The sequence below is a fragment of the Mesorhizobium sp. M1403 genome, assembly GCF_040317695.1.
In the GTDB taxonomy this organism is placed as follows: Bacteria; Pseudomonadota; Alphaproteobacteria; order Rhizobiales; family Rhizobiaceae; genus Mesorhizobium.
This window is the reverse complement of the sequence record NZ_JAMYKY010000036.1, coordinates 1-21,538: the sequence shown is the minus strand read 5'-3', so window position 1 is coordinate 21,538 and position 21,538 is coordinate 1. Positions and strand designations below refer to the sequence as shown.

General features: G+C 62.5%; 17 protein-coding genes and 1 pseudogene. 11 read left to right on the top strand and 7 right to left on the bottom strand.

From position 1 onward, the window contains the following. Window positions 1-246 precede the first annotated feature (246 nt). The 9 genes from NKH01_RS31635 (at window position 247) to NKH01_RS31595 (ending at window position 9,704) form a co-directional block, all read left to right on the top strand. The gene (locus tag NKH01_RS31635; protein ID WP_352700479.1) at window positions 247-1,236 is read left to right on the top strand and encodes an ABC transporter substrate-binding protein; all 990 of its coding nucleotides are present in this window, start codon (window positions 247-249) and stop codon (window positions 1,234-1,236) included. A 151-nt stretch (window positions 1,237-1,387) separates the two neighbouring features. Next, complete coding sequence (locus NKH01_RS31630; RefSeq protein ID WP_352700480.1) at window positions 1,388-2,200, top strand: ABC transporter permease; 813 nt, start codon at window positions 1,388-1,390, stop codon at window positions 2,198-2,200. Window positions 2,201-2,213: 13 nt separating this feature from the next. Beyond that, window positions 2,214-3,017, top strand: coding sequence for an ABC transporter ATP-binding protein (locus NKH01_RS31625; RefSeq protein WP_352700481.1), 804 nt, complete (start codon window positions 2,214-2,216; stop codon window positions 3,015-3,017). 10 nt (window positions 3,018-3,027) lie between these two features. Further along, window positions 3,028-4,632, top strand: coding sequence for a GMC family oxidoreductase (locus NKH01_RS31620; protein WP_352700482.1), 1,605 nt, complete (start codon window positions 3,028-3,030; stop codon window positions 4,630-4,632). A 141-nt stretch (window positions 4,633-4,773) separates the two neighbouring features. After that, the gene (locus NKH01_RS31615) at window positions 4,774-6,048 is read left to right on the top strand and encodes a flavin-containing monooxygenase (protein ID WP_352700483.1); all 1,275 of its coding nucleotides are present in this window, start codon (window positions 4,774-4,776) and stop codon (window positions 6,046-6,048) included. Between the two features lie 44 nt (window positions 6,049-6,092). Next, the gene (locus tag NKH01_RS31610; RefSeq protein WP_112394870.1) at window positions 6,093-6,509 is read left to right on the top strand and encodes a RidA family protein; all 417 of its coding nucleotides are present in this window, start codon (window positions 6,093-6,095) and stop codon (window positions 6,507-6,509) included. A 5-nt stretch (window positions 6,510-6,514) separates the two neighbouring features. Beyond that, window positions 6,515-7,189: a DUF1028 domain-containing protein gene (locus NKH01_RS31605; RefSeq protein WP_352700484.1), complete on the top strand. Its 675-nt coding sequence runs from the start codon at window positions 6,515-6,517 to the stop codon at window positions 7,187-7,189. Between the two features lie 40 nt (window positions 7,190-7,229). Then, window positions 7,230-8,720: an aldehyde dehydrogenase gene (locus NKH01_RS31600; protein WP_353024210.1), complete on the top strand. Its 1,491-nt coding sequence runs from the start codon at window positions 7,230-7,232 to the stop codon at window positions 8,718-8,720. A 48-nt stretch (window positions 8,721-8,768) separates the two neighbouring features. Then, on the top strand, window positions 8,769-9,704 hold the full coding sequence (locus NKH01_RS31595; RefSeq protein ID WP_111547928.1) for a LysR family transcriptional regulator: 936 nt from the start codon (window positions 8,769-8,771) through the stop codon (window positions 9,702-9,704). Window positions 9,705-9,779: 75 nt separating this feature from the next. Here the strand turns inward: NKH01_RS31595 and argE are convergent, their stop codons facing one another. Next, window positions 9,780-10,946, bottom strand: coding sequence for an acetylornithine deacetylase (gene argE, locus NKH01_RS31590; protein WP_353024208.1), 1,167 nt, complete (start codon window positions 10,944-10,946; stop codon window positions 9,780-9,782). A 282-nt stretch (window positions 10,947-11,228) separates the two neighbouring features. Between argE and NKH01_RS31585 the strand changes: the two genes are divergently transcribed. Further along, on the top strand, window positions 11,229-13,298 hold the full coding sequence (locus NKH01_RS31585) for an oxidoreductase (RefSeq protein ID WP_353024206.1): 2,070 nt from the start codon (window positions 11,229-11,231) through the stop codon (window positions 13,296-13,298). Between the two features lie 712 nt (window positions 13,299-14,010). On the opposite strand, the pseudogene NKH01_RS31580 reads toward NKH01_RS31585, so the two are convergent. Further along, window positions 14,011-14,107, bottom strand: a pseudogene (locus NKH01_RS31580) (carbohydrate ABC transporter permease); the annotation flags it as partial. A gap of 15 nt (window positions 14,108-14,122) precedes the next feature. On the opposite strand from NKH01_RS31580, the gene NKH01_RS31575 reads away from it, so the two are divergent. Further along, the gene (locus NKH01_RS31575) at window positions 14,123-14,518 is read left to right on the top strand and encodes a substrate-binding domain-containing protein (protein WP_353024215.1); all 396 of its coding nucleotides are present in this window, start codon (window positions 14,123-14,125) and stop codon (window positions 14,516-14,518) included. On the opposite strand, the gene NKH01_RS31570 is transcribed toward NKH01_RS31575, so the two are convergent. From NKH01_RS31570 to NKH01_RS31550, 5 genes are all read right to left on the bottom strand, one after another. Then, window positions 14,502-16,643 (bottom strand): beta-galactosidase, encoded by a 2,142-nt coding sequence (locus tag NKH01_RS31570; protein ID WP_353024205.1) that lies wholly within the window; start codon window positions 16,641-16,643, stop codon window positions 14,502-14,504. The two genes, NKH01_RS31575 and NKH01_RS31570, sit on opposite strands and share 17 nt — an antisense overlap. 24 nt (window positions 16,644-16,667) lie before the next feature. Continuing rightward, the gene (locus NKH01_RS31565) at window positions 16,668-17,570 is read right to left on the bottom strand and encodes a carbohydrate ABC transporter permease (protein WP_352700489.1); all 903 of its coding nucleotides are present in this window, start codon (window positions 17,568-17,570) and stop codon (window positions 16,668-16,670) included. Then, complete coding sequence (locus NKH01_RS31560; protein WP_352700490.1) at window positions 17,570-18,490, bottom strand: carbohydrate ABC transporter permease; 921 nt, start codon at window positions 18,488-18,490, stop codon at window positions 17,570-17,572. Before NKH01_RS31560 ends, NKH01_RS31565 begins: the two co-directional genes overlap by 1 nt. A gap of 76 nt (window positions 18,491-18,566) precedes the next feature. Then, on the bottom strand, window positions 18,567-19,844 hold the full coding sequence (locus tag NKH01_RS31555) for an ABC transporter substrate-binding protein (RefSeq protein ID WP_352564982.1): 1,278 nt from the start codon (window positions 19,842-19,844) through the stop codon (window positions 18,567-18,569). A 142-nt stretch (window positions 19,845-19,986) separates the two neighbouring features. Beyond that, window positions 19,987-21,171: an ROK family transcriptional regulator gene (locus NKH01_RS31550; protein ID WP_352700492.1), complete on the bottom strand. Its 1,185-nt coding sequence runs from the start codon at window positions 21,169-21,171 to the stop codon at window positions 19,987-19,989. Window positions 21,172-21,538 lie beyond the last annotated feature (367 nt).

Genomic DNA, 21,538 nt, shown 5'->3' with positions numbered 1-21,538 from the left:
ATCGTCAACCCGTCTCACGCCAAAGTCTGTGGGTGGCGCAGACGCGGCAGCGCCGGCTTGGTTAGGCCCAGCCTAAGCAGAATTATCGAAAATCATTATTTGTGCATCGCACACAGCGTGCTTTGCTTCATCCGCCGGCTGAAAGAGAACAAAAAGAACGTCAGGCGGCAGCCTTCGGCGATGCGCCCGAAGCGGGTTGTTTTGGTGCAGACAGCGCCTGACCTCAGAAAAAGACAGGGGAACGTGATGACGACAATAATCTCGAAGTTTCGCCGTGCCGCGCTTGCGGCCGGCATTGCCCTCAGCACCCTTTCGGTGAGCCTCCACGCCGAAGCCGGCAGCTTGAAGCTGGGCATGACGACCTGGGTCGGTTACGGCCCGCTCTTCCTTGCGCGTGACATGGGCTACTTCAAGGAAGGGGGCCTCGATGTTTCGCTCGAAATCATCGAGGAAGCATCGCTGTACATGGCCGCCGTCGCCGCCGGCGAACTCGACGGCAGCGCTTCCACCATAGACGAAATCATGAAGTACCGCTCGAAGGATGTCTGCTTCAAATCGGTATATGCATTGGATGACAGCCATGGTGGCGACGGCGTCCTGGCGCCGAGCGGCGTCAAGAGCGTCGCCGATCTCAAGGGCATGGAGGTCGGGCTGAACGAAGGCTCGGTGTCGCAGTTCTGGTTCAACATCCTGCTCAAGCAGGCCGGTCTCAGTCAGGCCGACGTGAAGATCACCAACATGACGGCGGATGATGCCGCCGCCGCCTTCATGGCCGACCGCATTCCTGTGGCCGTCACCTGGGAGCCGCATCTGACGCTGGCCAAGAAGGAAAACAAGGGGCAGGTGCTGATCGACTCCTCGAAGACACCAGGCGTGATCGTCGATGTGGTGGCGCTGAACTGCGACTACATCACCAAGAACCCCGGGGACGTCGAGGCGCTGGTGAAGGGCCTCTACAAGGCCAACGAGTTGATCAAGGAAGATCCTGCGAAGGCTTACGAGGTGATGGCCAAGGGCGTTGGCGGCTGGCTCAAGGATCCGAAGGACTTCGCCTCGTCCGCCGCGGGCGTGAACTTCTACGGCAAGGACCGCAATGCCCAATTTTTCGCCGGCGGCGAGAGCGGTGAAGCCGGCAAGCTGATCAAGCTCGGCGGCGATGTCTGGGGCGGCTTCGGCAAGCTCAAGATGGACATCAAATACGATGACCTCGTCGATCCGTCCTTCCTTGCGAAGTGATCTGGCCTCACGAAGTGATCTCGCCTTGTAAAGTGAGGTCGCTGGACCGCAGGTAGGGCCTCGCGCCTGCGGTCTCTCCAGCCCAAAGGGTTTCCCTGTGACACTGGCACCGAATGCAACCTCTCCCATCAGCCATATCGTGACCACGAGCGTGGATAAAAATCAGCCCGGTCGATCCGCCTGGAAAGCTGTCGCCACGCCTTTTCAGGCCGTGTCGCGCCCTCTCGCCATCACGCTCAGCGTCCTGGTCTGGGCCGCGGTCATCGGCGGCTGGTTCGCTTTGACCTATTCCGGAGCGGTCAAGGAAATGTTCCTGCCGCGCCCGGAATCCGTCTTGTCCACTACCATCAGGATGGCGCTTGACGGCTCATTGTGGGAGCACGTGCTCGCCAGCGTCCAGGTGGTGCTGATCGGTTTCGTCATTTCGAGCATCGTGGCGGTGCCGCTCGGCTTGACGATGGGCACCTATCGCATCGTCCAGGCCGCGCTCGACCCGCTCGTCAATTTCATCCGCTATCTGCCGGTAACCTCCTTCGTGCCGCTTTTCATCCTGTGGATCGGGATCGGCATCGAGCAGCGCGTGGCCGTCATCATCTTCGGCATCTTCTTCCAGCAGCTCGTGATGATTGCCGACAGCGCCCGCGGCGTTCAGCGTGATCTCGTCAACGCCGCCTACACGCTCGGTACGAAACGCGGCGACACGGTCTTCCACATCGTCTTTCCGGCCACGCTGCCGAACGTGCTGGATGTGCTGCGCGTGACCATGGGCTGGGCCTGGACCTATCTTGTCGTTGCCGAACTCGTCGCCGCTCGCAGCGGACTTGGCTATATCTCGCTCAAGGCGATGCGCGGCTTCCAAGTCGACGTCATCTTCATGGCCATCGCCATGATCGGCATCCTTGGTCTGTGCACCGACCAATTGTTCCGGGGCATCCGCCGCCTCGTCGCTCCCTGGGCCAATTGAGGAATTCGCTGACATGGACGCCCTGACACTTGCGACGAAACCGAAGAGCGCCGACATCGGCGTCGATAATGTGGCCCTGCGCTACGGCACCGGCGACAACGCCGTACTGGCGCTGGACGGCATCTCGTTCCATGTCGCGCCCAATGAGTTCTGTGTGATCGTCGGCCCATCCGGCTGCGGCAAGTCGAGCCTGCTCTATCTCATCGCCGGTCTCGAGGAGCGCACCGGCGGCATGATCTCGGTCGGCGGCAAGCCGGTCACCGAGCCGGGCCCGGATCGCGGCATGGTGTTTCAGGCATATACATTGTTTCCCTGGCTCACCGTGGCGCAGAACGTCGAATACGGTCCGAAGCGCAAGGGCATGTCGGCGGTCGAGCGAAGGGCCATCGTCGAGCATTTTCTCCAAGAGGTCGGCCTGGCGAAATTCGCCAACCATTATCCCTCGCAGCTGTCGGGCGGCATGAAGCAGCGCGTGGCGATTGCGCGTGCGCTCGCCAACGATCCGCAGGTGCTGCTGATGGACGAACCTTTCGGAGCGCTCGACAGCCAGACCCGCCACTCAATGCAGAAGCTTTTGCTGAGGATCTGGGACCATTCCAAGAAAACGGTTCTGTTCGTCACGCATGACATTGACGAGGCGATCCTGCTGGCGGACCGGGTGCTCGTCATGTCCGGCCGGCCCGGCCAGATCAAGAAGGAAATCCGCGTCAGCCTCCCGCGTCCGCGCAGCATGGATCTGGTCATGGAGCCAGACTTCATCGCTATGAAGCGGGAAATCCTCGAGCTCTTGAAGAACGACGAAGACGAAGAGCACTAGCAGGCAAGGCATGAGCATCGCGACCGCGGAATTCGACTATATCGTCATCGGCGCGGGGTCGGCCGGTTGTGTCCTGGCCAACAGGCTGAGCGCCAACCCCGCCAACCGCGTCTGCCTCGTCGAGGCCGGCGGCAGCGATGACCGCACAAGGGTGCGTGTGCCGGCCGGCATTCTCTCGCTCTACGGCAATCCGACTTTCGATTACGGCTACAAGGGCGTGCCGCAGCCGCTGCTCAACAACCGCCGCATACCGGTCAACCGGGGCAAGCTTCTCGGCGGGTCGAGTTCGATCAATTCGATGGTCTATATTCGCGGCGCCGCCCAGGATTACGATGAGTGGGCAGCGCTTGGCTGTGCGGGGTGGTCCTATGCAGACGTCTTGCCGGTCTTCAAGAGGCTGGAGCGGAATCTCCTGTCGCAGAACCCGGCCTATCACGGCTTCGACGGCGAATTGCTGGTCGACAATCCGCGTGATCCCAACGTCTTATCCAACCTGTGGGTAGAGGCGGGCCGGAACATCGGCCTGCCTGAAAACCGCGACTTCAACGCCGATGGCCAACTCGGTCTCGGCATCTACAATGTCACCCAGGACAAGGGCGAGCGATTCTCGGCCTATGCAGCCTTCGTTCGTCCGGTTCTTAGCCGCCCGAACCTCCAAGTCCTATCAGGCGTCGAGGTGCTTGATCTGGCAGTCGAAAGCGGGCGCGTCACCGGCGTCAATGTGATCAAGGACGGAGCAGCCCAAAGGCTGACATGCCGCGCCGAAGTTGTGCTCAGCGCAGGCGCGATCGGATCGCCGCGCATCCTGCTTGCTTCCGGTATCGGCCCGGCCGACCAGCTGAAGGCGGCGGGGATAGAGCCGGTCATGAACGTGCCGGGCGTCGGCAAGAATTTGCGCGACCATGTCGACGGCATGATCACCGTGCGGTCGAACAACACCAAGACGCTCGGCCTGTCGCTCGCCAATCTGCCGGCGATGCTGGTGGCGCCGTTTCAGTATTTCGTCCGGCGCAAGGGCATGCTGACGACCAACTACGTCGAGGCCGGCGGCTTCGCCAAGACGAAATATGCCGGCGATATTCCCGATGTCCAATTCCACTTTGTTCCGGGCTATCGCAGCCATCGCGGCCGGCTCGTCGAATATGGCCACGGCTATGCCGTGCACACCTGCGTGCTCAGACCCGGAAGCGTCGGCGACATCACGCTCGAGCGCGACGGCACCCGCCGAAATGTGCTGATCGATCACCGCTTCTTCAGCGACGGGCAGGATGCTTTGACTCTGGTCGAGGGCATCAAGCTGGCGCGCTCGATCCTGGCCTCGCCGGTCTTTGCCGATATTCGCGGACCGGAAATCCTGCCGGGACCCGATGTCGTCACCGACGCCGACATCCTCGCCTATCTGCGTGCCGAGGCGCTCACCGTCTATCACCCGGTCGGCACGGCGAAGATGGGCACCGATACCCAGGCGGTGGTCGATCCGGCCGGCCTCAAGGTGCGCGGCTTCGAAAATCTGCGTGTGGCCGACGCCTCGATCATGCCGACGCTGATTGGCGGCAACACCAATGCGCCATCCATGATGATCGGCGAAAAAGCGGCCAGGGCGATGTTGTCGTAGTCTCGCGTTGGCTCCTGGCGTTTAGGGACAAGCTAACCACTGCCACGTGAAATCGTAATTTTCGCTAACCAGTCCCTCCAGTACACCAGCGATCTGACCTCCTCGCATCCGCAGAAACTCTTGGAGGGAAAGGACGCAGAAATGTCAGTGGAAAAAATAGACACGCTTGTCGTCGGCGGTGGCCAGGCGGGGGTGGCTATGTCTGAGCATCTGAGCAAATGCGCGGTGCCGCATCTCGTTCTCGAGCGTGGCCGGATCGCCGAGCGCTGGCGCTCGCAGCGATGGGACTCGCTCGTTGCCAATGGGCCAGCCTGGCATGACCGTTTCCCGGGCATGGAATTTCCCGTGACGGGTCCCGACGGCTTTCCCTCCAAGGAGGAGGTTGCGGACTATTTCGCCGCTTATGCAAGGCAGATCAATGCGCCGATCCGCTGCGGCGTCGAGGTCAAGCTCGCGCAAAGAATTGTCGGTCGACCCGGGTTCCGCGTCGAGACGTCGGATGGGGTGATCGAAGCCAACAGCATCGTCGCGGCGACCGGACCTTTCCAGGTCCCGGTCATTCCCGCCATTGTCCCCGACGATGCAGGTATTCTGCAGATTCATTCCAGCGCGTACCGAAACCCAGGACAGCTGCCGAAGGGCGCGGTGCTGGTGGTCGGGGCGGGATCGTCAGGCGTGCAGATCGCCGACGAGCTTCAGCGCTCGGGGCGGCGCGTCTACCTCTCGGTCGGCCCGCACGACCGCCCGCCACGCGCCTATCGCGGGCGCGATTTCTGCTGGTGGCTTGGCGTTCTCGGCAAATGGGACCTCGAAACCCCGGGGCCTGGCACGGAACATGTCACGATTGCGGTGAGCGGCGCGCGTGGCGGCGAGACGATTGATTTCCGTCGACTGGCCGCGCAGGGGCTTACCCTTGTGGGCATGACCAAGACATATCAGGACGGCGTGCTGACCTTCGCGCCCGATCTGGCGAAGAACATTGCCCGCGGTGACGCCAACCTGATGTCGCTGCTGGACGAGGCCGACGCCTATGTCGCGCGCAACGGCCTCGACCTTCAGCAGGAGCCCACGGCCCGTCGGATCGACCCGGATCCGGACTGCTTGACCAACCCGCTTCGTGAGCTCGATCTGGCTGGCGCCGGGATAGCGGCGATCATCTGGGCCACCGGCTTTGCCGTCGATTACAGCTGGTTGAAGGTCGATGCTTTTGACGAGAGGGGCCGGCCAAAGCACCAGCGCGGCGTCTCGGTCGAGCCTGGAATCTATTTTCTCGGCCTGCCTTGGCAGTCGCGAAGAGGGTCCAGTTTCATCTGGGGTGTCTGGCATGATGCCAAGCATGTCGCAGACCGGATTTCGACGCAGCGCAAATATCTGGCCTACCATGCTGCCGCTCGGCGCGAGACCGTGGACGCCTGACCGACGCTGACGACAGCCACGAGCCCGATCTGATGGAGACCAGGATGGCGCATACAAGAATCCGCAAGTTCAACACGAAGGACACCTATCCCGAGCAGAAGCTCGACAATGATCTGTGCCAGGCGGTCGTCACGCGGGGCGGCCGGACGGTCTATCTGCGCGGCCAGTGTCCTCAGGATCTCGACACCGCCAAGAATATCGACAGCCACGATCCGGCGGAGCAGACGCACAAGGTGATGCAGAACATCAGGCAGCTCATCGAGGAGTGCGGCGGCACCATGGAGCACCTGGTCAAGGTGGTCGTCTACATCACCGACGTGCGCCATCGCGAGGCGGTCTACCGCACCATGGGCGAGTACATCAAGGGCGTGCATCCCGTTTCGACCGGCCTCGTCGTGCAGGCCCTGGCGCGGCCGGACTGGCTGGTCGAGATCGACGGCACCGCCGTCATTCCGGACTGACGGCCATGACCTTTTCCATCGTCGCGCGCTGCAGCCGCACCGGCATGTTCGGGGTCGCGGTGTCATCCTCGTCGCCTGCGGTGGCCGCGCGTTGTGCCTATGCGCAGGCAGGCGTCGGCGCCATTGCCAGCCAGAACGTCACCGATCCGGCGCTCGGCACGAGGGGGCTCGAACTGCTGGCGCGCGGCGCTTCGGCCGCCGAGGCGGTTACGATCTTGAGGCGCACCGGCGCCTATCCCGAATACCGGCAGGTGCTGGCCGTCGACGCCGCCGGGACAACCGCTATTCATTCCGGGCCCAAGGCGCTTGGCATCTGGGCGGAGGCGCGTGCGGACAATGTCGCCTGCGGCGGCAACATGCTGGCCCATGATGGCGTGCCGCAAGCCATGGTAGAAGCCTTCCTGGTTTCGGAAGGGCATCTCGGCGACCGCCTGATCGCGACCATGCGCGCCGCGCTGAAGGCGGGTGGCGAGGCGGGCCCGGTCCATTCGGCTGGAATGAAGCTGGTGCGCGAGGTCGCATGGCCGGTCGCGGACCTGCGCTGCGACTGGACAGACGACTGCCCGATCGAGGAACTGGGGACCTTGTGGGATCGCTACAAGCCGCAGCTCGATGCCTATGTGACCCGCGCGATCAATCCGTCGGACGCACCGAGCTACGGCGTGCCGGGCGACGAGTAGCCAGTACGCGAGTAGCCGGCATACAGGGGGAGGCATCCGCATGAGCGAACTCAGTCACAAGGACTGGATCGGCAAAGCATCGGCGATCCGTTTTCGCGACAAGGCGTTCATCGACGGCAAGACGGTTGCCGCGCGTTCGGGCCGTACCTTCGCCAGCATCAATCCAGCCACCGGCGAAACGCTGGCCGAGGTGGCGTCCTGCGGTGAGGAAGACATCGACCTGGCCGTTGCCGCGGCGCGCCGCAGTTTCGAGGCCGGTGTCTGGTCGCGCACGAGCCCGGCGCACCGCAAGGAGGTGCTGCTGCGGCTGGCACGGCTGTTGCGCGAAAACCTGCAGGAGCTTGCCCTGCTCGAGTCGCTCGACATGGGCAAGCTTGTCACGGATGCGGCGACTGTCGATGTCCCCGGCTCGGCGGCGATCTTCCAGTGGTATGGCGAGGCCATCGACAAGATCTACGACGAAGTGGCGCCGACCGGCACGAGCGATCTGGTGCTGGTGCGGCGCGAGCCGCTCGGCGTGGTAGGTGCCGTGGTGCCGTGGAATTTCCCGCTCGACATGGCAACCTGGAAATGCGCGCCAGCGCTGGCGGCGGGCAATTCGGTGGTGCTGAAGCCCGCGGAGCAGTCGCCTTTCTCTGCGCTCAGGCTGGCGGAACTTGCCGTGGAGGCGGGTCTGCCGGCCGGCGTGCTCAATGTCGTGCCCGGCCTTGGCGAGACGGCCGGCCAAGCGCTCGGCCGCCACATGGATGTGGATTGCCTTGCCTTCACCGGATCGACCTCGGTCGGCAAAATGTTCCTGCAGTATTCCGGCCAGTCGAACATGAAGCAGGTCTGGCTCGAAACCGGTGGCAAAAGCCCGAACCTTGTCTTTGCTGACTACAAGGATCTCGATGCGGCGGCCGACATGGCGGCCTTCGGCATCTTCTTCAACCAGGGCGAGGTGTGTTCGGCCAATTCGCGCCTGCTCGTGCAACGCGGCATCAAGGATGCGCTTCTGGAGAAACTGGCGGAGCGCGCTGCGGCCACCCAGCCTGGCGATCCGCTCGACCCGGCCTCGAAAATGGGCGCCATGGTCGATGCCCGCCACGCCGCCAACGTCATGCGGTTCGTCGAGGCCGGCAAGAAGACCGCGCGCCTGGTTGCCGGCGGCGATCGGGTCACGATCAACGGTCGCGGCAGCTTCATACAGCCGACCATCTTCGACAATGTTACCCATGATGACCCGATTGCCCGCGACGAGATATTCGGACCGGTGCTTTCGGTCATAGCCTTCGACGACGAAGAGGAGGCTATCCGCATTGCCAATGACAGCCCGTACGGACTGGCCGCATCGCTGTGGACCGACAGTCTTTCGCGTGCGCACCGCGTTGCCGGCCGGCTCCGCGCCGGCACGGTTTCCGTCAATACGGTCGATGCGCTGAGCCCGATGACGCCGTTCGGCGGGATCAAGCAATCCGGTTTCGGCCGCGACCTGTCGCTGCACGCGCTCGACAAGTACACCGCGCTGAAAACGACATGGATCAAATACTGAAGGCGCGGGCGCTTGATCCCGGCGCCCAAACCGGCAACATAGAAGCCCATGCCGCTACGCTTCACCCTGAGACAACTGGAATATTTCGTCGCCGTCGGCGAAGCCGGCTCCATTACCAAGGCGGCCGAGCAGGTCAATGTTTCGCCGCCTTCGATCTCGGCGTCGATCGCGCAGCTGGAAGCCGAATTCGGCGTCCAGCTTTTTGTGCGCAAGCATTCGCATGGCCTATCGCTCACGGCCGGCGGGCGCGTTTTTCTGAAGGAGGCCGCCAGGCTGCTGGCCGACGCCGACGCTCTGCACGATATTGCCGGCGACATCGCCGAGAAGGTGCGTGGGCCGCTGGCGGTTGGATGCCTGCTGACCTTCGCGCAGATCGTCATGCCGACCCTGCGCATGAAGTTCGAGCGCGCCTATCCCGAGGTGCGGTTCAGGCAGTTCGAACGCAACCAGGGTCAGCTGCTCGAAATGTTGCAACGGGGCGAAATCGACGCGGCGCTGACCTACGATCTAGAACTGTCGCAGGACACGACGTTCGAACCGCTGATGCTGGTGCCGGCCTATGTCATGCTGCCTCAGGGGCACCGCTTCGCCGGCAAGGCTTCCATCACGACGGAAGAGCTGGCCGACGAGCCGATGGTGTTACTCGACCTGCCATATAGCCGCGAATATTTCCTCTCGGCCTTTCATTCGCGGGGGATCCGGCCGAACATTGCCGAGCGCACCGGCGACATCGCGGTAATGCGTTCGATGGTTGCGAACGGCTTCGGCTATGGCATCGCCAACATGCGGCCGCTCAACACGCTGGCGCCAGACGGCAAGCCGCTGGTCTTCGTGCCGCTGGAGGGGGATTTGCGGCCTCTGACTATGGGGGTTGCATTGCCCAACGCCGAGCACCGCACCCAGACAGTGCAGGCATTCATCGATCATTGCCGCCGTTTCGTCGTCGAACAGGGCGTGTTCGGCAGCGGGCGGGTCGTGGAATAGAGCAATTCCAGGAAAGGTGTGGAACGGATTTCCCACAGGAATTGCGTCAAAACGAAGAGATCCCGCGACGACCTATCAGGCCGTCTGAAGCCGGTGACCAGCAAGCCGCCGCAGCAGATTGTCCAGCATGTCGTCGCAGCGGCCCATCTGTTCGACGCTGACGAATTCGTCCGGTCTGTGCCCTTGCGCCATCGAGCCTGGTCCGCACACGATGGTCGGCGTGCCGAGGTCGCGGCTGAACAATCCGCCTTCGGTGCCGAAGGCAACCTTGATGGTATCGTTGGCGCCGGTCAACGATTTGACGAAGGCTACGGCCTGCGAGTTCGCTGGCGTGTCCAGCCCTGGGTAGGTGTTGGTGATATCGATGTCGATGGTCGCCTCAGGCGCGATCGTTGAGGCCTCAGCGGCAATGCGCGCTGCCGCCGCGCGCAACCCATCGAGGATTTGGTCGGGATTGTCGGCCGCGACATTGCGGATCTCGAAGTCGAGCTGGCAGAGGTTCGGCACGATGTTGAGCGCCACGCCGGCATTCATCTTGCCAACGTGGACGGTCGTGTAGGGAATGTCGTAGTCGCCGTCGCGTACGCCATCGCGCGCCAGCCGATCCTGTTCTTGGCGCAGTGCGGAGACGAAGTCGCAGCCCAGATGAATGGCATTGAGTGCCAAGGGGGCCAGCGCCGAATGGCCTTCGCGTCCCCTGCAGATGGCGCGCGCCGCAAGCTTGCCCTTGTGGCCGGTCGCAACCTGCATGCTGGTCGGCTCGCCGACGATGCACAGCAATGGCCGGTGCGGCGCAGTCTGCAGCATGTCGATCAGGCTGCGCACGCCGATGCAGCCGATCTCCTCGTCGTAGGAGAGTGCCAGGTGCAGCGGCGTGCGCAGCGTCATTCTCGAGGCCTTGAGGCAGGCCGAGAGCGCGCAGGCAACGAAACCCTTCATGTCGGCTGCGCCGCGCCCATAAAGCTTGCCGTCGCGTTTCGTCATCTCGAAAGGCCGCAGCGTCCAGGCCTGCCCGTCGACTGGAACGACGTCGGTGTGACCGGACAGCATGATGCCGGAAGCGCCGGCCGGTCCGATGGTGGCAAAGAGGTTGGCCTTGTGGCCGTCCTCGCTGTGGATGATCTGGCAAGCAATGCCGTGCGTGTCCAGCAGGTTTGCCACATAGCCGATAAGGGCGAGGTTCGAGTCGCGGCTTACCGTCGGGAATGCCATGAGCTTTTCAAGGATCTGGATGCTGTCCATGCGTCCTGCGTCTCGTTGGCCGTGCGCGCTATCTAGCATCGCGCCGCGTCGGTCTTGAAGTTGCATTTGGCTCAGCCGGGATTCAGCGGACGCTAATCCAAGCGGCGTTGACCGATTAGGCGCGTCCTAACCGGCACAGAAGAAATCTGTTGTTTCCCGGCGCTTGCCGCAACTTATGAATGGTCTCTCACGGCATCAACCCACTGGGCTGGCCGGCTTGCGCTACGGCTCGAACCATGATCGGGCATGTTGCAAGGCTGAGCTGGCAGGAAGGCAAGTTCCATGCGCGATCCACGCTACGACATTCTGTTCGAGCCTGTGAAGATCGGTCCGGTGACCGCCAAGAACCGCTTCTACCAGGTGCCGCACTGCAATGGCGGCGGCTATCGTGATCCATCGGCCGCGGCCGAGATGCGGCGCATCAAGTCGGAAGGCGGCTGGGGCGTCATCTTCACCGAGCAGACCGAGATGCACCACACCTCGGAGATTACGCCCTTCATCGAGCTCAGGCTTTGGGACGACGCCGACATCCCAGCTCTGGCGAAGATGGCCAAGGCCATGCACCAGCATGGCGCGCTGGCCGGCATCCAGCTAGCCTATTCCGGTATCAACGGCTCGAACCTCTACACCAAGGAAGTGCCGCGCGGACCGTCGGCCTTGCCGATCCGCACCTTCACCAACGATCCAGTCCAGGCACGCGCCATGGACAAGCAGGATATACGTGACCTGCGCCGCTGGCATCGCAATGCCTTCAAACGCGCCAAGCTGGCCGGTTTCGACCTGGTCTGTCTCTACGGCGCGCATGGCTTCGGCATCATCCAACACTTCCTGTCCACCGCCACCAACCAGCGCAGTGACGAATATGGCGGTTCGCTGGAAAACCGCTCGCGGCTGATGCGTGAACTGATCGAAGAGGGCAGGGATGCCATCGGCGACACCTGCGGCCTGACGCTGCGGCTGTCGCTGGACGAGATGATCGGCGAGCTTGGCTTCGCCAATTCCGAAGTGCGCGACATGATCGAGATGCACGCCGACCTGCCCGACCTCTGGGATCTGGCGCATGGCGCCTGGGAGGATTGCTCCGGACCGTCGCGGTTCAAGGAGGAGGGCGCGCAGGAAAGCCTGGTGTCCGGAATCAAGAAGCTGACCTCGAAGCCGGTCGTCGGCGTCGGGCGCTTCACGTCGCCGGATGTGATGGTGAAGATGATCAAGTCCGGTACGCTGGATTTCATCGGCTGTGCGCGCCCGTCCATCGCCGATCCCTTCCTGCCGAAGAAGGTTGAAGAGGGGCGGATTGAGGACATTCGCGAGTGCATCGGCTGCAACATCTGCATCACCGGCGACATGACCATGTCGATCTCGCGCTGCACGCAGAATCCGACCTTCATGGAGGAGTGGCGCAAGGGCTGGCATCCCGAACGCATGCAGGCCAAGGGCGACAGCGATAGCGTGCTGATCGTCGGCGCCGGCCCCGCCGGATTGGAGGCCGCCCGTGCACTCGGCCTGCGCGGCTATCAGGTGGCGATCGCCGAAGCAGGCACAGAGCTCGGCGGCCGCGTCGCGCGCGAGTGCCGCTTGCCCGGCCTCTCGGCATGGGGCCGCGTGCGCGACTATCGTCAGTATCAGCTTAGCCAGATGTCCAATGTCGACATCTATTTCGAAAGCCGATTGTGGGCCGAGGATATTCTCGCATTCGGCTTTCAAAACATTGCCATCGCCACCGGTTCGACATGGCGCCGCGACGGCGTGGCGCGCGCCCATGTCGTGCCGATGCCGGTGGATCCAGCCATGCCGCTCTATACCCCGGACGACCTGATGGGCGGAAATGTACCGACCGGCACTGTTGTGCTGTTCGACGACGACCACTACTACATGGGTGGCGTTCTGGCAGAGCTTATGGCGCGCCGGGGCGCGAAGGTGACGCTGGTTACGCCGTCCGCCTATGTGTCGGACTGGACCCGCAACACGCTGGAGCAAGGCGCCATCCATCGCCGGCTGGCCGAACTCGGCGTCGAGATCGTGCTGAACCGGACCGTGACGCGCGTCGTGCCGGGAGGCGTCGCCACCGCCTGCACCTACACCTGTGCCGAACGCGACATTGCCGCCGACGCCGTGGTGCTGGTGACGTCGCGCCAACAGGACGACCAGGTCTGGCGCGACCTGAAAGCGCGGCGCGACGAATGGGCCGACAATGGCATTCGCTCGATCAAGGTCATAGGCGATGCCGAGGCGCCGGGTCCGATTGCCTGGGCAACTTACGCCGGCCACCGTTTCGCCCGCGAGCTGGATGAAGCCGATATTGGCGATGCGCTGCCATTCCGGCGGGAAGTGACGGCTTTGGCGGCGGGGTAGGCTGATGGCATGGCTTGATAGGGAATGACGTCGCCACAAGCCGATAGTGTTTCGCGCTAGCGTGTCGAAATCTGATGTCGGCATCAATCGCAAGACAATACGGAACGATACGGGAAACTTTCTAATTTTGGCCCACGAAAAACGCAATAGAATCAACGTCCTCCGGGCCCACCAAAATTATTTAATCTCAATCACTTATGGTCTACTTCGCTTCGAAGTGGGCCAATCTAGATTCGCTATCTCCAACGACTCAGGTGATTGACTCGATCCATGAGCTAGGAAAGGCGAGTTGTGTCTGCTCTTAAGTCCTATTGTCCTCCTTTCAGTCAGGTTTGTGCAGCCATGTATAGTCCAGCTATTTCAAGGCTGGAAAGACCCTTGGGCAACGCGTGCGGCAAAAGGCGGCAACGACGTACGAATGGATGGTTGGCGCGCCAAATCGAGGATGCCGCGGCAGGAAGTAAGCTGGTGTGAAATGCCAGCATCTGTGATCCCATGGTTATTGCAGCTGCGATATCCTGTCTGGAATCGGACTTCTGCCGAACCGGAGATCATGACCCCGAAGGCGACATTCGTAGGCAGAGCCGTGGATGACCGCTTCGCGCCTCATGTCGGCTGTTGAGATCAAATTCGCCGTTTCCTCAAAGCAGCCGTTCGGCTTGGACGACATGATGTCCGGTTTGGCCCAAAGCGGACACGGGTCCATAACTTCCTATCCCTTTACAGCGCCAGCCGTCCGCGACGATCTGCCGGTGGAAGAACAGGTAGACGATCAGCGGCGGGATGGTGATCAGAAGGATGTTCATGAAACAAGCGCTTCGACTATTTCGACAAACGACCCGCCCCGAAGCGGTCTTTGTTGGACGGATTTCGTCGCTTTCGAGGTTTTGAGCGTTGCCAGGGAGCTGGGTCTGCATGTGCCAGGCGACGTGGCAATAATGGGTCACGACAATACAGCCTTTTGCGATCTCAGTATCGCCTCCATGACAAGTTTCGATCAGTCGGGGCCGAACTTTGCGCAAACGCCGGCACGGCTTCTCATCGAAAGGATCGAGGGACGTACGAAAAGCGTGTTCGTGACGGTCGCACCGAAAGTCGTGGCACGTGGCAGCACAAGGATGCCTAGAGTGGAGATTGCTGCCCAATCTAAGATCACTGGGACAGAAGATATTGAGCGTTTCACAAAGCCTCGCGACAACATCCCTAGTCGAGTTCGATGATGCTGCAGCCATAGGCAGGGAGCGACAGCTTACCGCCGCGTACTTTGCCATCGCCGAGCAAATCCTTGCCCGCGGGGACATTGCCGATGCTTGACGGCTCGTCCATCGTATTGAGGATGAACAGCAGGCGGCGGTCCTTGCTCTCGCGGATCGTCGCCTCGACGCCGGCCGGCATGTCGGTGATGAGCGGCACGATACCGGCGGGCGCCAGCACTTGATCGGCCAGCACCTCGACCAGAGCATCGCTGAGGTACGTGCCGAGGTAGATCACATTGCCCTTGCCGACTTTGCGCGAAGTCATTGCGGCTCGGCCCTCGGCGAAACGGCTGGCCCAGCTGCCGATAACCTCCGTGCCGGGCGCGACGTTAAGCAGCTCATAAAGATGCGCCGCCGTCACCTGCGCATTCCCGATCTTGAGCTTGTATTGGCGGCTCGCCGACGTCGCCGGCAGCTTCTTGCGCACCGTGTTGGCGCCGAAGCGGCCGCCATGCTCGAACAGGCCGTCCCCGCCGATCGGCGTCAGCAACCCGAACTCCTCGACCGTGATCCCGGCCAGCGCCGAGAGCCTCTTGCCCGGCGAGGTGTCGCGGATGACGTGGTTGTTAACGTCGCGTGATCCGGTGCGGCCGCCCAGGATTACCGTTCCACCCACCTTGGCAAAGGCCTCGATCCGCGCCGTCAACACATCGGTCCATTTCAGCCAATGCGGCACGTAGAGCGCCTTGAGCTTGCTGAGATCATCCTCGGGATGGATGAAGCCGCAGGCGATGTTGTGGCGGTAGCAATAGCGGTGCAGCAGCGTCGCATCGTCCTGCGGGCTCGGCATGCCGATGGGGTAGGAGCGGTGCATCTCCTGATTGTCGAAATCTGATCCGGCGATGCCCAAATCCATGCGCACATGCGTGCCGAGGATCTTGTCCTTGAGCGCCGTGACCTCACCCGCAAACTGCTTGGCCTCGTCATAGCGTCGCCGCGGGATGTCGTCGTGATCGATAATGCCCATCCAATAGATCTCGGCGCCGAAATGCGCCGGCCGCCAGCGGAAGAACATCACGCCATCGGCGCCGCGCGCCACTGACGTATAGGCCATGCGGCGCATCTCGCCGGGTTCGGGCGTCAGCGTCGAGATGTTCGGCTGCGCACCGAAGCCCGATTGCTGTTCGGGCACGATGAAGTTGCCGGTGAAGCCGCGGCAGATGTCGAGATGCAGCGCCTGCACCTCGCCGACGCCGCCGACCCGCTGCATCTCGTCATAGAGATGCGGGTAGATGTCGAAGCCGAGAAAATCGAGATCGGTCGAGAACTCGCCGCGGAAGTCGATGTCGTCGATCCGCCCCAGATTGTGGAAGATGAACCAGTCTGGATTGGTGGCGCGCAGGATCAGCACCTGATCGTGCTGGAACCGCGCCGTGACGAAGGCAAGGAAGCGGTGATAGTCGACCATATGGGTTGGCCCGACCGGGGCAGGGGCGTAGTCGAGGGGCAGCACCACTTGATCGAAATCGTCGTAGGCGGTGGCCCAGAAATGCCCGCCCCACGCATCGTTGAGCGCGGCAATGGTCTTGTACTTGTCCTTGAGGAAGGCCTGGAACTCGGCCAGAGTCACCGGACCGTAGGACAGCGATCCAGAGGTATTGAGCTCATTGTCCGTCTGCCAGCCGATGATGTGCGAATTGCCGCGATAATGCTGGGCCATCGCTTTAGTGATGCGCTTCGAATGCTGGCGGAACACTCCGCTCGCAAGATTGGCGTGCTGGCGCGAGCCATGGCTCATGGCGCGGCCATTGGCATCGACGCGCAACACTTCGGGATAACGCACCGTCAGCCAACGCGGCGGCGTCGCCGTCGGCGTGCACATGATGGTCTTGATGCCAGCCTTGCCCAGCACATCTATGGCGCGGTCGAACAAATCGAAGTCGAACGTCCCCTCATGCGGCTCGATAATATGCCAGGCGAATTCCGCAAGTCGCACCGCGTTGAAGCCCGCGGCTGCCATGCGGTCGGCGTCGCGCTGCCAATAGCTCTCATCGACATGCTCTGGGTAATGCGGGGTACCGACGAGGAAAGTGTCGGTCGCGATCGGCCGCCAGACAGAGAGCGGCGCGGATTTCGAGGCAGTCGTCATAGTCGGAAAACTCCAGGCGATAGTCTATTTGATGGAGCCGGCGGTGAGGCCGCCCTGCCAGAACCGCTGCAGCAGCAGGAACACCACGATAACCGGGATGATGCTGACCAGCGCGCCGGTGATGATGATCGAGAACAGCACCTGTCCGCCGCCACCGCCCTGCTGCGCGAGCTGATACCAGGTCGCAAGGCCCACCGTGATCGGCTGATACTCCTGCGAGCGCAGCACGATGAGCGGCAGGAAGTAATTGTTCCAGGTCCCGACGAACGAGAGCAGCGCCACGGTCACCATGCCCGGCGCCACCAGCCGCAGCACGATGGCGCGGAAGATCACGAACTCGCCGGCGCCATCAAGCCGCGCTGCATCGAGCAGTTCGTCGTCGACTCCCTGGTCGATATAGACGCGCATCAGATAGACGCCGATCGGCGAGATCATCGAGGGCAGGATCACGCCCAGCGGATTGTCGCTGAGACCCGAAAGCGCCAGCAGCAGGAAGATCGGCACGACGAGGGCCGTCTGCGGGATCATCACAGCGCCCAAGACCAGCGCAAACAGCAGATTGCGGCCGACGAATTTGAACTTGGCGAACGCATAGCCTGCCGCGGTAGCAAAGATCGCGGCACCGAGCCCGGCGGCGGTCGAATAGAGCACGCTGTTGAACATCCAGCGCGAGAAGATGCCATTGTCGCGGCTGAACAGATCGCTCAGATTCTGCCAGAGGTTGAACTCGGTGCCCAAGCCGAAGCCGAACGTGGTGAACAGGTCGCCATTCGTCTTCGTTGCCGATAGGACCAGATAGACCAGCGGCACGAAGCTGTAGACGAGGAACAGTGACAGCAGCAGCGTGAGGATGATCCGCGAGCGCCGCCGTTCGCCGGGCCGGCGCCTGGTAGCGTCGAAAGTGGCGATGTCGGTGGTCGCAGTCATCATTGCGCCGGCCGACGGCGGTTGGTGATCAGGGTGAAGATGTAGGAGGCACCGGCGATTACGATGCCAAGCACGAACGAGACGGCGGCCGCATAGCCATATTGCTGGTTCTGAGTCGCCAGCGAATAGGCATAGAGGTTCGGCGTGTAGCTCGAATTGATAGTGTTACCGGCGAGCGAGCGCATCAAATACGGCTCATTGAACAGCTGCAGTGTGCCGTTGATCGAAAAGATGATGGTGAGCAGGATCGCCGGCCACAGCAGCGGCAGCTGGATCAGCCGCGCAAATTGCCAGGGCGAGGCGCCATCCATCCGCGCGGCCTCGGCGAGGTCCGACGGGATCGCCTTCAGCGCGGCGTAGTAGATCACCATATTGTAGCCGACATATTCCCACGTCACGATATTGGCCAATGAGAAGATCATCGCGCCCGGCGACAGGAAGTTCGGTGGCGGCAGGTTGAACGCCTTGGCCATCTGCGTGAACGGGCCGAAGGTGGGGCCGTAGAGATAACCCCAGATAATCGTCGCGATCACGCTCGGCACGGCGTAGGGGAGGAAGAAGCCGAGCCGGAAGACGCCCTTGGCATAGACCTGGCCACGATCGAGCACGATGGCAAACAACAGCGCCAGGCTCAGCATGATCGGCACCTGCACGATGCCGAACAGAACGAGGTTCCACACGCCGCCCCAGAATTTGGCGTCGCCCGTGACCTTGATGTAGCTGGCTGCACCCGCGAATTGCCGCCCGCCCACCAGCGTGTCGCGGTAGAGGCTCATGTAGAACGCATAGACCAACGGCGCGACGATGAAGGCGATAAACAGCAGCACGAAGGGCGCCAGGAACAGATAGGGCGCGAGCTTTCGTGACGTAAAACCGCCCGATCGCGCTGGGCGCGTCGCGGCGGCTGGCGAATTCGACATTGCCATGGTCCCCGTCCGGCAAGATGAAGAGATCGGGCGCGCCGGTCAAGCGCGCCCGGCCATTGCCCGGGAGAAATCAGTCTACGGTGAAGCCTTGTTCCTTCGCGTAGGCGACCACGGCATCTTGGATGCGGTCGAACGCATCCGACAGCGTGCCCTTGCCGCCGATCGAGGCGCCGAATTCATCGGCCATCGACTGGTAGAGGAAGTCCTGGAACGGGCTCCACTCAAAGTTGCTGACTGCGGCCGCCGATTTGGCGAACACTTTGTTCACTTCCTGGCCGCCGAAGAACTCCGGCTTGTTGCCCGCCCATTCCGGGCTCGACAGCAACGCGTTGGTACAGGGGAAGAAGTTTTGCTTGGTGGTGTAGAGCTTTGTGGCTTCGGGATTAATGTTCAGCCAGATCGCGGCTTCGGCGGCCTCGGGCAGATGCTGGGTCGTTTTCATCACGGCTAGCGCTGAGCCACCCCAAGCGCCGGTCGCGAACTTGCTCGCGTCCCACTGGGGCAGATCGGCGGCACGCCACTTGCCCACGCTGGTCTTGGCGACCGAGGTCAGGAACAGCGGACCCCAGCCGGCAGCGAGCCACGTGGCATAGCGGCCCGAATCGAGGCCGGTGTACCACTCATTGTTGAAGCCCGGCTTGGTCTCGATGACACCCGCGTCAATAAGGTCCTGCCAATAGGCGGCGAAGTCCTTGGCAATCTTGTCGTTGATGTTAATCGCGAGCTTGTCGCCATCGCGGCTGACCGGCTTCCAGCCCATCGGCCACAACAGACCCAAGGCCCAGTCGGCATTGGCTCCGAACGGCGCGTCGGTGATAAACACATTCGGATCGGCCGCATGGATCTTCTTGCCCGCATCGGCAAACTCGGCCCAGGTGGTGGGCGGCGTGATCCCATGCTTATCGAAGATGTCCTTGTGATAGAGCATCGCCATCGGACCGAAATCCTGCGGCATGCCGTTGACCACATCGCCCTTGGCGACCTGCGCCCATAGGCCTGCGGGGAACTCGCCCTTATGGGCATTGGCGTACTGGCCGATGTCGGCGAAGGCGTCGACCTGGCGGAAGGTCTCGATCAGCTGGTATTCGATCTGGACGACGTCGGGCAGGCCGCTGCCCGCCTGCAGACCCGCACGGACCGCCTGATATTCGGGGTTCCCCTGGCCGGCATTCACGAGTTCGACCTTGATGCCCGGATGCGCGGCGTTGAACAGGTCGACCTGAAGCTGGAGATCCGGCACCCACGACCACAGCACCACCTTGACGGGCTCGGCACCGCGAGCCGCCGCCGGCAGGGCTGCAACCGCGACGCTTGCACCCGCGACTTTCAAGAAGTCACGACGCTGCATCGTCCGCCCAAGCGGATTGAAAATCTTCATCTTGAAGTCCTCCCACGAAAGATACGCTCCCACACGACGCAGGACGCGGTTTTTCTTTCAGTTAGAAACTTAATGCCGAGATTCAGTCGCTGTCAATCGCGATCGATTGATCTTAGTCGGCCATCACGAGGCTGTCGGCAGGGTTGAGGGTTGTCGCATCGAGCACCAGGCGCACCGCTCCAAGCACGATGTCGCGGTGCCCCAGCGCGCCGATCACGAGGCGCGGCGGGTCGTACACATTGCCCTTGAGGCGATGCCGCAGCACATCGAGCACCAGATCACCGCCGCCGACGACCCGGCCCGCCAGTACGATGATTTCGGGGTTCATGAAGGCAGCAACACTGCCCACCGCCATCGTCGCATAGTCGAGCAGTTCGGTCACGACCGGGGCGATTTTGCCCGCCTGCCGGTCGGTGACGGCGGCCAGGGTGAGCTTTCCCGCCGCATACTGGGTGTTGGCCTCTTCGAGCATCTTGGTCGCCTGTTCGGGGATGCCGAAAAAGCGCAGCGATTGCTTGTCGCCCAGATGTTCGAACGGCCGCCCGGTGAGGAGGGGGTCATCGAGATACCAGCCGAGTTCGCCCGCCGCATGCGAGTGCCCGCCATAGAGCTTGCCGTCGATCACGACGCCCGCGCCGGCGCCGGGCCCGATCGAGAGGCTCACGACGCTGTCGGCGCCACGCCCGGCCCCGAATCCCCATTCGCCCACGGCGGCGAGGTTGCGCCCGTTTTCGACGACGATGGGCATCTGAAAATGCTCGCTGAGCCGCGCCCGCAACGGCATGTCGCGCCAGCCGAGCCCGAGCGTCAGCACCACTTCGCCCTCCGGCTGCCTGACGATCGAGGGCAGGCCAATGCCGATGCCGCGAATGGTTTGGCCGCGTGGGCGGGGAGCCGCCATCAACCGGCGGATCAGGCCGAGCAGCTTCTCGAAATTGCGCTCGCCATCATCGTCGGCGGTCTCGTGCATTTCTGTCTGCACGACGCCTTCGAGATTGGCCACGGCGCCGTAGAACTCACCCTTGCCGGCCTCGATGCCGATGATCGCATGCGCCGCGCCGCGGAACTTGATGCGTGCCCGGGGACGGCCCCGGACATTGGCCTCGTCAAACCCGTCATACGCCACCAAATCCTCGGCAATCAGATCCTCGATCACCCGCATCACCGTCGGGATGCTGATGTTCAGTCGCTCGGCTAGGCTCGAAGGTGATGCCACTCCTTCGGTGCGGATCAAATCCACCACGGCCGAACGATTGAGTCGGCGTAACAGGCTCGACGTCGTGGGCTGGCGCTTCATTCATGGACCAGGTGCAAAAGGCCGGCGGACCGGCAACGAGCGTCGGCATAGACCAGAACCGTGCCAGAGTCCGCCTTTTTCTGATGACGCCGAACGTCAGTTGTCGCTCCGCAGTGAAAGCTACCGCGGTAGCCCGTTCGATGATAACGGCGATCCGTGGCGGGCGCCCAAGCCCTCCGGAGTCACTGCGCTTACTCGTGCAAATAACTGCCTCCGGTTGCTTCAATCGGTTACGAGCTCGTCCGCCTTTGGCGCGGAACCAACATCAATGACCGCTTTTGGCGGTGGGCTCAATCGGTGAGGGCAACACACTAGTCTTTCATCAGAGATGGAGTGTGGGCCATGAAGCAGCGAGGTCGCATCTATT

Coding starts and splice junctions, on each gene's coding strand:
- NKH01_RS31555 (WP_352564982.1), bottom strand. CDS start 19,844: ATGCAGCGTCGTGACTTCTTGAAAGTCGCGGGTGCAAGCGTCGCGGTT.
- NKH01_RS31600 (WP_353024210.1), top strand. CDS start 7,230: ATGAGCGAACTCAGTCACAAGGACTGGATCGGCAAAGCATCGGCGATC.
- NKH01_RS31570 (WP_353024205.1), bottom strand. CDS start 16,643: ATGACGACTGCCTCGAAATCCGCGCCGCTCTCTGTCTGGCGGCCGATC.
- NKH01_RS31635 (WP_352700479.1), top strand. CDS start 247: ATGACGACAATAATCTCGAAGTTTCGCCGTGCCGCGCTTGCGGCCGGC.
- NKH01_RS31610 (WP_112394870.1), top strand. CDS start 6,093: ATGGCGCATACAAGAATCCGCAAGTTCAACACGAAGGACACCTATCCC.
- argE (WP_353024208.1), bottom strand. CDS start 10,946: ATGGACAGCATCCAGATCCTTGAAAAGCTCATGGCATTCCCGACGGTA.
- NKH01_RS31605 (WP_352700484.1), top strand. CDS start 6,515: ATGACCTTTTCCATCGTCGCGCGCTGCAGCCGCACCGGCATGTTCGGG.
- NKH01_RS31585 (WP_353024206.1), top strand. CDS start 11,229: ATGCGCGATCCACGCTACGACATTCTGTTCGAGCCTGTGAAGATCGGT.
- NKH01_RS31615 (WP_352700483.1), top strand. CDS start 4,774: ATGTCAGTGGAAAAAATAGACACGCTTGTCGTCGGCGGTGGCCAGGCG.
- NKH01_RS31595 (WP_111547928.1), top strand. CDS start 8,769: ATGCCGCTACGCTTCACCCTGAGACAACTGGAATATTTCGTCGCCGTC.
- NKH01_RS31550 (WP_352700492.1), bottom strand. CDS start 21,171: ATGAAGCGCCAGCCCACGACGTCGAGCCTGTTACGCCGACTCAATCGT.
- NKH01_RS31565 (WP_352700489.1), bottom strand. CDS start 17,570: ATGACTGCGACCACCGACATCGCCACTTTCGACGCTACCAGGCGCCGG.
- NKH01_RS31620 (WP_352700482.1), top strand. CDS start 3,028: ATGAGCATCGCGACCGCGGAATTCGACTATATCGTCATCGGCGCGGGG.
- NKH01_RS31560 (WP_352700490.1), bottom strand. CDS start 18,490: ATGTCGAATTCGCCAGCCGCCGCGACGCGCCCAGCGCGATCGGGCGGT.
- NKH01_RS31625 (WP_352700481.1), top strand. CDS start 2,214: ATGGACGCCCTGACACTTGCGACGAAACCGAAGAGCGCCGACATCGGC.